Consider the following 13,313-nt stretch of genomic DNA (forward strand, 5'->3'; position numbering starts at 1 on the left):
CACGCGGGTGGCGGGTGCGGGGATCGAACCCGCCTTCAGCGGCTTATGAAACCACCGGGCACACCAGCGCCCCCACCCGCCTCACCTCCTGGGCACTCCAAGCTTTGCCCACGCACCATCTCCCCTCAACGGATTTTCTCGCCGCCCACACGGCTGAGAATGCCCCAAGATATGGTGATTTATCCGAATATAGCTGACTATGGAGATAGCTTCTGTAGCTATATCAAGAAAAATGTGTGCCAACAGGTAAACCTGTGATGGATCCCGCGCATCTTACGGACAGGAACGCTCCAACGGAGTGCCCCTAGGTCCGTGACGGCCATTCAACAGAGGTGATCAATGTCGCAGCCCTCCGGGACATACCACCCGACTTCGCCTTACACGGTGAATCTGGAACCCGTCTACGGGTTGCGACCACGGGCGTTCCCCTTCTACATCGTCTGTGACGTGTCCCATTCCATGTGGGCCGAGCGCTCCGACGGGCCCGCACCCTGGGACAGCCTCGCCCCCTGCGTCCGGAAGCTGCTGTTCGAGCTGGAATCCAGCAGCCCGGAGGTCAGCGAGGCAGCCCATGTCTCCATCGTCGCCTTCCACGATCAGGCGGAGGTGATCCTCCCGCTGACCCGGCCCGTCAACGCGATCAATGTGCCGATCCTGCCCAAGGGCGGCCAGACGAATTACGCGGATGTGTTCGAAAAGCTTGCCCCGATCATCGAAGCCGACTGTGTCAGGCTGGAGCGCGATCACCGGCGGAAGATGCCGGTGGTGTTCTTCGTGACCGACGGCAATCCGTACGTCGGTCACGAGGACCAGCCGGCGGAAGTCTGGCTGCCGATGCGCGACCGGCTGGTCGACCCGGCCAGGCCCTTCCCCGCCCACGTGGTGGCGATGGGGTTCGGCGATGTCAAGGAACAGACGCTCTGCCAGGTGGCGACGGAGTTTCACGGCAACAAGCTGGCCTATGTCGCCAAGGTCGGGCAGAACCCCTCCACGGTGGTCAAAGAGATCGTCGAGTCGATCTGTATCAGCATCAGCGCCTCCGTCACCGGCCCCGACTTCGTCATCCAGGTGCCCGAGGGCATGCGGCAGATCAATTGCGGAGCATGGTGATGCGATCCCGCGCGGGAATCGCCGCCGGCCTGCTTCTGGTCGCCTGCGGCCTGGCTGGATGCGCCGCCGGCGACACGGACGTGGGCCATCGTGCCGCGTCCCCGGCCGGCGAGGTGGCCCAAGATCCCATCACCATCCAGTCGTTCGGGCTCGCGGAAGACAACTACATCGCGATGCTGTTCGCCGAGGCGCTGCGACAGACCGGCCGGAGCGCCGAGACCAAGTTCATCGAGGACACCACGATCGAGGAGCAGGGGGCTCCGGCCACGTTGAGCCTCGTCTACGACCTCGATTTGCTCGAGCACCTGGCCGGGCCCGAGTTCCAGGCGGTCCGATCGCAGGAGTTCCAGTCCGAACTGCCGGGGCGGCTGCCACAGTCACACGTCGTGGTGGCCCCACTCCCGGTGGTGCGGAAGGACATCCTCATCTTCGACAGCAACGAGATCAAGTCAGAGCAGGTGACCAAGTTCTTCGCCAACACCCCAGGACAGGAGCCGGGCGATCTCGCGGGAAAAGACGTCACCGTGCGCGAGACGTTCGGCAGCGGCCTGACGACGGAGTTGCAGACCCGGTATCCCCTGCTCAAGCTGAGCTTCGAGAAGCCGGACAAGCTCAGGAAGGCCGTTGAAGGGCGCGACGTGCCCATCGCCATCGTGCCCGAGACCATGACGTCGCGTTCCGGGTACAAGACCGCGCGGACGCCGGACGGCTTCTTGCCGGAGCGTACTCTCCTCGCTGTCACCACCGGCATCGACGACGCGACCAGGCAGCTGCTCCGGGAGGTGGCCACCAGGCTGGACGCCACCGCGGTGCGGAAGGCCGTGGCCGCAGGCCCGGCCTCCTTCCCCCAGTCGGCACGGCGGTGGCTGGACGACAAGGGCCCCAAGCTGGCGCCCGTAGCGCAGTCGACGAGCCCGTGCGCCGGTTCCTGCGGGCAGGCACCCGACCTGAACTTCCTGCCGTCCGGAGCGATCATCGCCGCCTTCCTGCTGTTGAGCGGGTCGGTCTGGCTGGTACGCCGTTTCCGCCTGTTCGGGCCCTCCCCACGGAGGAACAGGCTGGGGGAGGACGAATCCGGCCTGGAACCGACCTCGACGCCCGCCCACGTCTCAGACCCACTGCCACCCGGCCTAACCGCAGGCAACCAGCTTCTCTCCGCACAGACAGCCGAGGATGAAGTCAGCGCACAGGATCCGGAGGAATCTGTAAGTGCGACTCAGGTGCTGGAGCACGCGAGACAGGACGACCCCGAGGGTGAGAACGAACCTTTCGTCGCGGGCCGCCCGCCGAAGCCCATCAGAGTACGGCTGCCGCCCGTGGTCACCTCGGCGATCGCCGGGACCGCGCTGGACTGGGGCCTCATCGGGAAGACGACGGTCCGCGCGGCCAGCGTCCGCGGACGCACCCACTCCTATGACGGCGAACCCCGCCAGGACGCGTACGGCGTGCGCCTCAGCTCGGACCGCCGCTGGGTGATCGCGGTCGTGGCCGATGGCCTCGGCAGCGCCGTACGCGCCGAAATCGCCGCCACGGCCGCGGTCGCTCGCGCGCTGAGCATCATCGACGATGATCTCGCCACGGACCCGCGCCTGGACTGGTATCAGGTGATGGAGCGCATCGCCGGCGCCATCACGGAAGCCGTCGACTCGCCGGCGACGGGCCAGGCGCAGGCCAAGGCGTCGGCCAAGCCGGCCACCACGCTGACCGCGGTGGTGATTCCCGCCGAAGGCCCTGGAGAGGTCGTCTGCGCCGCGGTGGGCGACTCCCCGGCCCTGCTGCTGGCCGAGGGGTACTGGCAGCCGATCGTGACGGCGGAACCGAAGGCCCCGATGCTGGAGAACGTCACCAGGTCGCTGCCCGGCGCCCCGCACGCCGTCCGGATCGACCGGCGGGAGTGGCAGGCGGACGGTCTGCTCATCATCACCACGGACGGATTCCACGACAGCCTTGGCGACGGCCGCACCGGGTTCGCGCAGCACGTGGCGGAGAAATGGAAGAAACCACCTGGAATTCTGGAATTCCTCCGATACATAGATTTCCGTGCCTCCGGGTTCCACGACGATCGTACGGTCGTGGCCATTTGGGGCGGCGAGCATGACACCGAAGTGGCATGAACGTGGGCGATTCCGACTGGATCATCTCTCCGCGCACGTTGCGGCCGGCCGACGGCCGGGACACCATGAGCTTCCACGGCGGTGGTCAGAGCACCCGGCCGACCCTCGTTCACGGACCCGGCGACGAGGTCTACCTGCTGAAGCGCTACAACCCGGAGACCCGGGAGAGCCTGCACGTTCCGGCTCTGCGGACCATGATCCATTGGCGGCGGGAGCTGCCCCGGAGCGAACGGGCCGAGCTTGACGCACGATGCGCCTGGCCGGTGTCGGCGGTTGGCCGGGGCGACCGGCCCGAAGGCATCCTGGTCAAGCTCGCCCCCCAGGAGATGTTCGAGCGGCAGATCCCGGAGGACGGGGTCGTGATCGACATGCCGCGGCGCGTCAGCGACCTCACGGGGATGTTCGAGTGGTCCGTGCGTCGAGCCCAGCGCCTGCGGCTCGATCGCGAGTATTACGAGCCGCCGTACAAGCTCGCCCTGCTCGGCCAGCTGTTCGAGACCATGGACTGGCTGCACCAGCGCGGATACGTGGTCGGGGACCTGCACCCGGGGAACGTGCTGTTCGCCATCGACCCCAGACCCGCCGTCTTCCTGCTCGACTGCGACTCCTGCATCCCGCCCGGCGGGCAAGGAGCGATGAAGCAAGTCGATCCCGACCAGTACAAACTGCCGCCCGGGCATCAGGGTGAGCCGTTCACCCTGCAATCGGACTACTACAAGTTCGCCTGGATGGTCATCCGCTGCATTCAGGAGCGGTCGGAGAGCTGGGATATCGAGCCCGGGGTTCTCGGGCATGTGATGAGCCCGGAACTCGTCGAAAGACTGGTCGCCTGCGCCAAATGGGAGAAGCCGCCGGGGATGCGGGAGTGGCTGCAGATCGAAGCCTCGTCCTGGCTCGGGCCGGTGGTCGACGGGCGCATGTTCGTCGGCACCGGCCGTCAGACGAGGGAGCTCTGGCCGAAGGGACTCTCCGCGGTGTCCTACCAGCCGCCGCGGGAGCAGGACGCGCCCGTACCGGTGCTCGCCCGACCGGCGGCGCCGCCAGCGACGGCGCGTCGCTGGTCGGTTCCGCTGCGCTGGGCCGCCGCGATCGCGCTGGCCCTGATCGTGATTCTGATCGTCGTGAACGGAGGAGTGTTTTCTTGAGAGTCGAGCCGCTCCGGAGTGGAGATCCGCGAAAGATCGGGCCGTACCGGGTCGAAGGGCGGATCGGTTGCGGCGGCCAGGGGTGCGTCTTCCTCGCGAAGGGGCCGGGCCGCCCGCAGGTGGCGATCAAGGTGCTGCACCTGGGCAGGGCCGACGACGCCGACGCGCGCCGCCGCTTCGCGGAGGAACTTCTGCTCATGCGGAAAGTCCCGCCGGAGCACACCGCGGTGGTGTACGACGCGGACGTCGACGGCGAGGAGCCCTACCTGGTCGTCGAGTACATTCCCGGACCATCGCTGCAGCAGGCCGTCATCGAACGGGACGTGATCGCCGATACCCCGCTGCAACGGCTGGCCACCCAGATGGCGACGGCGCTGGTCGCCATCCATGGCGCCGGCGTGGTGCATCGCGACCTGAAACCCGCCAACGTCCTGCTCGGCCTGGATGGCGTCCGGGTGGTGGACTTCGGGATCGCGCAGGCCGCGGAGGCCACCGCGCTCCAGACCAACGTGGTGATGGGAACCTTCGCTTACATGGCGCCGGAGCAGTTCTCGGGTAAGTCGAGCCCGGCCACCGACGTGTACGCGTGGGCGGCGACCCTGGTTTTCGCGGCCTCTGGGCGGCCGCCCTGCGGCGACGAGGGCGGCATGCCGGCGATCATCAACCGCGTCCTGAACCAGCCGCCGGAACTGGGCCCGATCACCGAGCCGCTCCGGTCGATCGTGCGTCGCTGCCTGGCCAAGCGGCCCGAGGAAAGGCCGACGGCGTGGTGGCTGCTGCAATCCCTGCTCGTCCGCGACCCCGGCCTGCCCGTTCAGCCGCGGACGGATGTCCCGCCGCTGCGGCTGACGGTGTCCGGGAAGTCGTACGAGCTGAACAGCACGAAGATCTACACGGTCGGCGGTCCCGGCTGCACGATCGAGATCGCCGACTTCCCGGCCGAACTGCTCTACCTGCGATATCGGGACGAGTGGATGATCCGCGTACGGGTTCCCGACGCGGACATCCGGGTCGAGAGAGCGCAGCATAATGCCGACACGCTGCTGCTCTCGGAAACAGGTGCGAACTGTACGGTCACCGCGTACATCGGCAGCCGGCGGGTGACGTGCGGGCTGACGCTGGGGTAGCTTTCAGCGGCTTGGATACCTGATCTTGATGCGACCCATGCCGAGCTTGCCGCTCAGCCGCAGCGTCGTCGTCACGTTCATGTCGGCGGAGCCGGGCGCCTTGTTGATCACATGGCCCATGCCCGTGACGAGCCCGTCGACGACGGCGATCCAGCCGCGCGGCACGATGACGATGATCTTGCCTGACCCGCAGGTGGCCTCCAGGCGCACCTCCTGGTGACGGCACACCGCCTCGGTGAAGTCGATCGTGATGGTGCCCATCGTCACCGTGGCCGTGATCCGCTCGGGCACCACCCAGCGGCCCACCTGCGTGATCTTTCCGGAACGGGTCTCAAGGACCAGTGGCTGGGCGTCGGAGAGCATCGACCGGCCTTGCGGAAGATCCATGATCAGGGTGTCCAGCTCGGCGTAGGTCTTGGCGGCGTACACGCCTTCGAGCCTGTCCTCAAGCTCGTCCAGGGTGATCCGGCCCTCACCGGCGGCCACCCGCAGACGATCCGACACCGCGTCGCGGTCCGCATCTGAAGCTCGCAGAGTCCTGTGGATTTCACCGGCGCTTTGCTCAGTCACGAGATCCAGGCTATTCGTTCCGGCGCCGGAATGGCGATCCCCAAACGCGACAGATCTCGATAGCGCGGGAACGCTCGTGGCCGTTCGAATATGAGCTTCATGGGGTCGTCAGGCCAGCGGTGAGGTCATCGTGAAGGAGGCGTCGGAGGCGAACACCGAGCTGGACTCTCTCAGGTCGAGCCGCATCGCGTAGTTGTAGTGGCGTAGGTAGCGGCCGGGCAGGTTGTAGGACTCGAAGGAGATCGTGCCGCCGCCCGCTAGCCCGACCCGGCCGCAGAAGGTGGCGTCGCCCTTGAAGATCGCCGATCCGTCGTCGCGTTGCAGGGTGAGCGCCATGTTGTAGTGGCGCAGGTAGTAGCCGGGCGTGTTCACCGACTGGAACGAGTAGCAGCCAGAGTTGGCCAGTCCCGCGGCCACGGTGAACGTGGCGCTCTGGCGGTCGGAGAGAGGGCCGGCGGCGCTGAGCGGGTCGATGTAGGCCAGGCCGCTCCGGTGACGTAGGTACCGGTCGGGGAAGTTGGCCGACCGCAGCGACCGGTTGCCGGTGGGGACGGCCGTGGTGTCGCCGACGTCCTCGCGCAGGACGGTGAAGTGCCTGGCCACGCCGGAGAGCCCGGCCAGTTCCACCTTGCCGCCGAAGGATGACAGGTTGGAGCTGTCGGCGTAGTAGTACCGGCCGCCGGTGTAGTTGTCGAAGTACAGCCGCCACCGGCCGTCGGCCAGCCGCGCCAGCGCCGGCCCCTCCAGCCCGGAGCCCCAGCCCGCCCAGTTACCGGTCCCGGCGAACTGCCACGGCCCGTTGAGCGAGGTGGCGGTGGCGTGCTCGATGTACTTGGTCGTCTCGTTCTTGAGGAAGTTGTGGTACGTCCCGCCGACCTTGACCACGAAACTGTCGATGTAGTTGGCCGGGATGCCCAGCGCGACCGGCGCGGTCCAGGCCGACAGCGCGGTGTTGGTGGCGGTGATCCGGTACGGCCGGAACTGGCCGGCGGTCCCGGTCGTGGACGCGGAGAAGATCACGTGGACGCTGCCGTCGGAGTCCTTGAACCATTCAGGCGCCCAGGTGCTGCCGGTGGAGCCGTTGAGGCCGACGGCGACGTTGCGCAGGAACGTCCAGCTGACGGAGTCGGCGCTGCGCGCGAAGCCGATCGTGTTGCCCGTCCAGTTGGTGGTGTAGACGAGGTAGTAGTAGCCGTCGGTGTGCCGGATCACGCTCGGGTCGCGGATCAACCCTGACGGCGGGGTGTAGGCGTTGGCCCGGACCAGGTTGTAGTTCGTGGCGTTGAAGGAGTCGTAGACGTACATGTTCGACTCGCTGCTGTTGGTGAACGCGGTCATCAGGTAATGCGGGACCGGGCCGGCGGCGTAGGCCGGGATGGGCTGGAGCATGCCCGTGGCGACGGCGGCAAGTAACGTCAGAACGGTGGCGAACACCCTCCTGGCAGCGGCGTTCCGGGTCCTGTGACTCCTCGGTGCACGCATGGGACCGTCCTTGACAGCGGATGTTTGCGCTAACATAACCACGGCTGGGACGCGGTGGTGAATTGAGGGCTCGGCCGTATTCGTAACGCGATGGCGACTGGCCTGTCAATCCCAAGGTGACCGGGCTCTTCGGCGGGCGGAGAAGTACGGGACGCCGGTCTTAAAGCTGCGGACTTCGAATACAACGAGATCCGGAAGCGCGGCCTGCTGATGTGCGCCGACTATTTGGCGGAACGGCGGGCGCGCCATTAGCGTCGCAGGGATGAAATTTTCAGAATTTTCCACCATGGCTGTCCAGGAGACGCTCGGCTTCCTCGTCGGATAGCTCCGAAAGCTCCTTCAGGAGCCGCTCCTCCACCACAGTGGCGAGTTCGGCCACTGTCCGGTGGGTGAACATCGTCATGATCGGCAGTTCCACTCCCGCGATCGCCCGCAGCCGGGCGGTGACCCGCACGGCGAGCAGGGAGTGCCCGCCGAGGCGGAAGAAGTCGTCGGCGGCGCTGACCCGCTCCAGGTCGAGCAGTTCGCGCCAGATGTCGGCGACCAGTTCTTCGGCGTCGCCGCTGGGGGCGACGAACCTCGTCTCGGGTGCCTGCGGGGCAGGGAGCGCGCGCCGGTCGAGTTTGCCGTTGGGTGTCAGCGGCAGCGCTTCGAGCCGGATGAATCGGGCGGGCACCAGGTAGGCGGGCAGGCGTTCGGCGAGGGCGGCACGCACCCCGTCCGAGTCCGCGTCCCCCACGAGATAGGCGATGAGGTTCTCGTCGTGTACGGCGACGACGGCCGCCGCCACCCCGGGCACGGCCTCGCAGGCCGCCTCGATCTCGCCCAGTTCGATCCGGTGGCCGCGCAGTTTGACCTGGTTGTCGGCGCGGCCAAGGAATTCCAGGCTGCCGTCGTCATGCCATCGCACCCGATCGCCGGTCCGGTACAAACGGCCACCCGCCGACCCGTACGGATCGGGGACGAACCGCTCGGCGGTCAGGCCAGGTCGTTCCAGGTAGCCGTGCGCCACTCCCGCACCGCCGATGACCAGTTCACCGGGCACGCCCTGGCGGACCAGTTCAAGGTGATCGCTGACGACATAGACCTGGGTTCCCCTGATCGGGCCGCCGATGCGCACCTCGCCCGGGCTGGCGGGGACGGGCCAGGCGGTCGACCAGATTGTGGTCTCGGTCGGCCCGTAGACGTTGAACAGCCGTCCGGCGGCAGTTCGCAGTCGGCTCGCCAGTTCGCCGCCGAGGGCTTCGCCGCCCACTAGGGCGGTGAGCTCTGGGTCGTAGAGCCCGCATTCCAGCAACATGAGCCAGCCGGATGGGGTGGCTTGGACGTGGGTGATTCCGGCTTGCTGGATCAGGTGGACCTGCTGGAAGCCGTCGGTCGCGATGTCGGCGTTGGCGATCTCCGCCCGGCCGCCGGTGGCCAGGGGCAGGTAGAGCTCAAGGGCGGAGATGTCGAACGACAGGGAGGTCAGCGCCAGCCAGACGTCCTGGGGAGTCGCGCCGATCAGGTCCCTCATGGCGGCCAGCAGGTTGGCGAGTGCCGCGTGCGGCACTACGACCCCTTTGGGGCGGCCGGTCGAACCGGAGGTGTAGAGGACATAGGCGGCGTCCGCGCCGCGGACCCCGGCGCGAGTGAAGCCGGGCCGGGCAGGGGGCGGGTTGTCGATCAGCACGGTCGGGACCGGGTGGCCGGGCAGGGCCGTCACGGTTTCCGAGCTGGCCAGCACCAGTGACGCGCCGCAGTCGGCTAGGACGAATGCCAGCCGCGCGGCTGGGTAGCCCGGATCCAGCGGCACGTACGCGGCGCCGGTCCGCTGCACGGCCAGTAGCGCCACCAGCGCCTCAATTGAGCGGGGCAGGCATACCGCCACGCGGTCCCCGGGTCGTACGTCCAGCTGGGCGGCCAGTTCGTCGGCGCGGCGGTCGAGTTCGGCGTAGCTCAGCCGCACTGGTCCGCAGCTCACCGCGGTCGCGTCCGGCCGGAGCCCGACCTGTGCCCGGAAGAGGTCGGGGAACAGGGTTCGCGCGGGCGGCGCTGCCCGGTTCCATTCGTCGATCAGCTGGTCACGTTCGCGCCCGGACGGAGCCGTCAGTTGCGACAACCGTACCTGGGGATTGTCAGGGATCCGGGATAGCAGGGATTCGAAGTCGCGGGCGAAACGGTCGATTGTGCTCTCGTCGAACAGGTCGCGGTTGTAGACGAGCATCATCAGCCACTCGCCGCCGTGGTCGAAGATGTCGAGCTTCAGCTCGTATGGCGAGTGGGTGAAGCCGGTTTCGAGCCAGTCGGTTTGCAGTCCTGCCAGCCGGATGGCCTGGTCGCTCGCGTCGTAGGTCATCCCGAACGTGGTCTGGAACAGGGGCGGGCGGCTGAGGTCGCGTTCGATGTCCAGCGCGGTGAGCAGTCTTTCGAGCGGCAGCTTCCGATGCCGGAGCGCGGTCATCAGGCGGGACCGGGTCCGGTGCATCAACTCCAGGAACGTCGGGTCGCCGGACAGATCCGCTCTCAACACCGCGATGTTCGCGAAGTATCCGATCAGTTGATCGTCTTCGGGACGGTCCCGACCGGCTGTCGGGAAGCCGACGCAGAAGTCGTGCTGACCGCTGTTGGCGGCGAGTAGTACCTGGTAGGCGGCCATGAGCGCCATGAAAGGCGTGCACCGCGCTACGGCGGCGAACGCCGAGAAACGCGCTGCGAGGGGCCTCCGGATCGTGTACGGGTAGAGGGCGCTCCTGGTTCCGGCGACGGCCGGCCGTGGATGGTCGGTGGGCACCCGCAGCGGCGGCACATCGGCCAGCTGGTCCTTCCAGTACGCCAGCGACTCGCCGTCGGCGGTCTCCGCGCGGACGAAATCCGCCCATCGCACCTGCAACGGCGACAGCGGCGAAGGCTCGCTCTTGTGGAAGGCTTCGTACAGGACGGACAACTCGCTCAGGAGAATGCCGATCGAACGCCCGTCGCACACGATGTGATGCGCGACCAGCCCCAGCACGTGTTCCTCGGGGCCCAGCCTGATCAGCGCGACCCGGAGCAGCCGGTCCCGTGCCAGGTCGAACGGCCTGGTGACGAACTCGTCCACCAATGCGTCCACCGGTCCCTCGCAGGTCAGGGTCTCCAGCTCGAAATCTCCGGGCGGATCGATGACCTGCGAAGGACTCCCGTCCACGGCCGGAAACCTGGCGCGCAGCGCTTCGTGACGCGTAACGATCTCCTGAAACGCACGGGTCAGCGCCGAGACATCGATCGGGCCGATGAGCCGGGCGGCGTGGGAGAGATGGAAGGAGGGATCGCCGGGATCCACGTGGTGCAGGAACCAGAGACGTTCCTGATCGGCTGAGAGCGGTAAGGGATTCACGCCGGCAATCCAGTCGCCGGCTCCAGCAGGAGTTCGATTCGGGCACACGCCTCGGCGAGCCCGGCCGCCGGATCCAGAGCGCCGACGGTCTTCCGGCACCGTTCCCCGTAGCCGGTGTCATCGGCCGCCTCAGCCACCGCGGCGGAGATCTCGTCGCGGTTCCAGCTGCTGCTCGGCAGCCACGTGGCCAAGCCGAGACGCGACAGCCGCGCCGCGTTGTCGGGCCGGTCCACCGTGTCCGCCAGCATGACCTGCGGGACGCCCGCGGCCAGCGCGCGGGTGAGGGTGCCAATCCCGCCATGGTGGACGAGCGCCGCCACCCGGGGCACGACATCGCGGAACGGGAGCCGCCGGAACCACGTCATGCCGTCGGGGAGCGGGTCGGGCACCAGGTCGGCGTGGCGCGCCACCAGCATGACCGGCCTGCCCGCGCATCCCTCGACCGCGGCCTCGTAGAAGCGGCGGTCCTGCATCCTGCTCGTGCCACCGGTCAGCAGCACTGGACGTTCCGCCAGCAGCGCCTCGGCGCCGGCCGGGAGCCCTTCGCCGGGATCCTCGTCCGGCACCACGAAGCCGGTCCGCACCACGCGACGGGGCGTACGCGGCCCCGCCTCGTCGAACCATTCCGGCCACAGGCCGAGTTCGAGGCCGACCTCCTTGAACCAGCTCCGCCAGTCGGTGACAGCGGCCAGGCCGAGCTCGCGGCGGACCGCGTCCATCCCGGGCGCGAGCTGCGTCCGGCAACTGTGCACGGCCATGCCCACCAGCATCATCTGCGACGGGGAAAGCGCGACCCACACCGAGGGAGCGCCGAGCAGTTCCGCGGCGAATCGCACGGAAAAGGTGGAGGTATGCCGTCCGATCAGGACCGTGTCACCGGGCCGGTGCCGATCCGCCATCTGCCTGACCTCCCAGGCAAGCTGCTCGAACAGCCCGTGGCGGCGGAAGAGCGCGTTCCAGGACAGGTCGCGCGAGCCGATGAGAGCCGTCGTGTCCGCCATATGCCGCTCGTACCCGGACACGGTGTCGACGGGGACGAATTCGAGCCCCGCCCGAGCGACGCGGTCGCCGAAGGGAGCATGCGTGAACAAGGTGACCTCATGTCCCGCCTGCCGCAGCGCCCCGCCAAGGCGGATGAAAGGCAGCACGTCACCGTGGGTGCCCTGGGTGGACATCAATATCGTCGCCACGGGGGAGAGCCTCCTTCTGAAGGAACGCGGTACGTCGGGCCCCCGGGCACACAGAATCAGCGGTTCAGCTCATCGAGCCCGCCCTCCGACCGGTCGATCGACACCCCGGTGATGTCCGATACTCGCTGGTCGTTGAAGCAGCACAGTGGATCGACTCCCCACATCCGCAGCGGCCGCTGTACACGAAACCGCCACGGCACTGGACCGGTGGGAACGCTCCCACGCCAAGAGGGTAGGATTCCGGATCTCCACCGTCAAGGTGCCGTGCGTGCTTCAGGCATTCCCGCCAGGCCCAGCGGCGATCCCGGATCAGACGCCGTCAGTCCAGTACTTCTGAAGCCTGGCGATGACATCGTCTCGGCTCATCTTCGCGTGTGACATGGTGGCTTCCCGTTCCTCCGCGAGCGTTCCGTGTCGCACCCCAGCCTTCGATTGGACAAAATCGATCATGGTCGTCGCGCGCGGGTTGAGACCAGGTCATCGAGCCCCGACCAACCATTCACGCAACTGGTCGTCATCGCTGAGACTGATCAGCTGCACGAGTCCCCAGTTCTCCCGATGGTTCGGCGCGTCAAGCAAGTGGTCCTGCCAATCTTCGGCGTACTCACGCAGCGCCTCGATCATCTCCGTAACGGCCTGGTCGAAGGTCGGCCCATCCGCGGCGACAGGCAGCCCGGGAATGAAGATCGACCACCCCTCGGCCTCGGGAAGCGCCTCAGCATGAGAGGGGCTGACCGCTGCGAGGTAGCGGCGTAGCCTCTCGACATCAACTAGGGCCGTGAGCACCGATTCGCGACGTACCGTGGCCACGCAACCGCGTTCCGCAGCGTCCAAGAGTGTCTTGAGGTGCGTGCGGGCATCGGTATAGCTGTCGAAATGAACGGCATTCATGACGGCACCTCCATGCTGGAGTACTTCAAGTACGTCACACAACGATCCCGTGATCAGCCGAGAATTTGCCACGTTCTGGGAGAAGAAGGTCCACCTGGTTCCCCCGCCCCAGGCGACCTCCGCGCCCTCCCTGGGTCCGAAGGAATTCTCACCTTGTGAGGCCGAGGGCGATGAGAGGGTTGCAGAAGTCGTCGCGTGCTCAGCGGGTACCTTCGGCGATGTCGGTGAAGTTCAGCAGGCGTAGCGCGCCGATCGCGTAGCTACGCATGGTGGCGCGCCGATCGCGTAGCTACGCATGGTGGCGCGCCGATCGCGTAGCTACGCATGGT

The 13,313-nt window shown here is 67.4% G+C and carries 9 protein-coding genes and 1 tRNA gene; 4 read left to right on the forward strand and 6 right to left on the reverse strand.

Annotation, left to right across the window (positions count from 1 at the left end; all coding sequences use genetic code 11):
• Positions 1 to 8 precede the first annotated feature (8 nt).
• Positions 9 to 81, reverse strand: a tRNA-Met gene (locus tag Amac_RS39950).
• A 303-nt stretch (positions 82 to 384) separates the two neighbouring features.
• On the opposite strand from Amac_RS39950, the gene Amac_RS39955 reads away from it, so the two are divergent.
• The 4 genes from Amac_RS39955 to Amac_RS39965 are packed head-to-tail and all read left to right on the forward strand — an operon-like array spanning position 385 to position 5,496.
• On the forward strand, positions 385 to 1,110 hold the full coding sequence (locus tag Amac_RS39955; protein WP_170322900.1) for a vWA domain-containing protein: 726 nt from the start codon (positions 385 to 387) through the stop codon (positions 1,108 to 1,110).
• Positions 1,110 to 3,224, forward strand: a complete 2,115-nt coding sequence (locus Amac_RS39960) for a protein phosphatase 2C domain-containing protein (RefSeq protein WP_218041576.1) — start codon at positions 1,110 to 1,112, stop codon at positions 3,222 to 3,224. The genes Amac_RS39955 and Amac_RS39960 overlap by 1 nt, the downstream gene beginning before the upstream one ends.
• A complete protein-coding gene (locus tag Amac_RS54050; RefSeq protein ID WP_170322901.1) occupies positions 3,221 to 4,369 on the forward strand; it encodes a protein kinase family protein in 1,149 nt (382 codons plus the stop codon). The genes Amac_RS39960 and Amac_RS54050 overlap by 4 nt, the downstream gene beginning before the upstream one ends.
• Positions 4,366 to 5,496, forward strand: coding sequence for a serine/threonine-protein kinase (locus tag Amac_RS39965; protein WP_170322902.1), 1,131 nt, complete (start codon positions 4,366 to 4,368; stop codon positions 5,494 to 5,496). The genes Amac_RS54050 and Amac_RS39965 overlap by 4 nt, the downstream gene beginning before the upstream one ends.
• A gap of 3 nt (positions 5,497 to 5,499) precedes the next feature.
• Here the strand turns inward: Amac_RS39965 and Amac_RS39970 are convergent, their stop codons facing one another.
• The 5 genes from Amac_RS39970 to Amac_RS39990 all read right to left on the reverse strand — a co-directional run bounded on the left by Amac_RS39970 (position 5,500) and on the right by Amac_RS39990 (position 12,984).
• Positions 5,500 to 6,066, reverse strand: a complete 567-nt coding sequence (locus Amac_RS39970) for a DUF1707 SHOCT-like domain-containing protein (RefSeq protein ID WP_155359634.1) — start codon at positions 6,064 to 6,066, stop codon at positions 5,500 to 5,502.
• Between the two features lie 108 nt (positions 6,067 to 6,174).
• Positions 6,175 to 7,500 (reverse strand): glycoside hydrolase family 43 protein, encoded by a 1,326-nt coding sequence (locus Amac_RS39975; RefSeq protein WP_218041577.1) that lies wholly within the window; start codon positions 7,498 to 7,500, stop codon positions 6,175 to 6,177.
• Between the two features lie 319 nt (positions 7,501 to 7,819).
• Positions 7,820 to 10,903: a non-ribosomal peptide synthetase gene (locus Amac_RS39980; protein WP_170322903.1), complete on the reverse strand. Its 3,084-nt coding sequence runs from the start codon at positions 10,901 to 10,903 to the stop codon at positions 7,820 to 7,822.
• Positions 10,900 to 12,093: a glycosyltransferase gene (locus tag Amac_RS39985; RefSeq protein ID WP_155359637.1), complete on the reverse strand. Its 1,194-nt coding sequence runs from the start codon at positions 12,091 to 12,093 to the stop codon at positions 10,900 to 10,902. Before Amac_RS39985 ends, Amac_RS39980 begins: the two co-directional genes overlap by 4 nt.
• A gap of 477 nt (positions 12,094 to 12,570) precedes the next feature.
• Positions 12,571 to 12,984: a RelB antitoxin-like protein gene (locus Amac_RS39990; RefSeq protein WP_155359638.1), complete on the reverse strand. Its 414-nt coding sequence runs from the start codon at positions 12,982 to 12,984 to the stop codon at positions 12,571 to 12,573.
• Positions 12,985 to 13,313 lie beyond the last annotated feature (329 nt).

The sequence above is a fragment of the Acrocarpospora macrocephala genome, assembly GCF_009687865.1.
In the GTDB taxonomy this organism is placed as follows: domain Bacteria; phylum Actinomycetota; class Actinomycetes; order Streptosporangiales; family Streptosporangiaceae; genus Acrocarpospora; species Acrocarpospora macrocephala.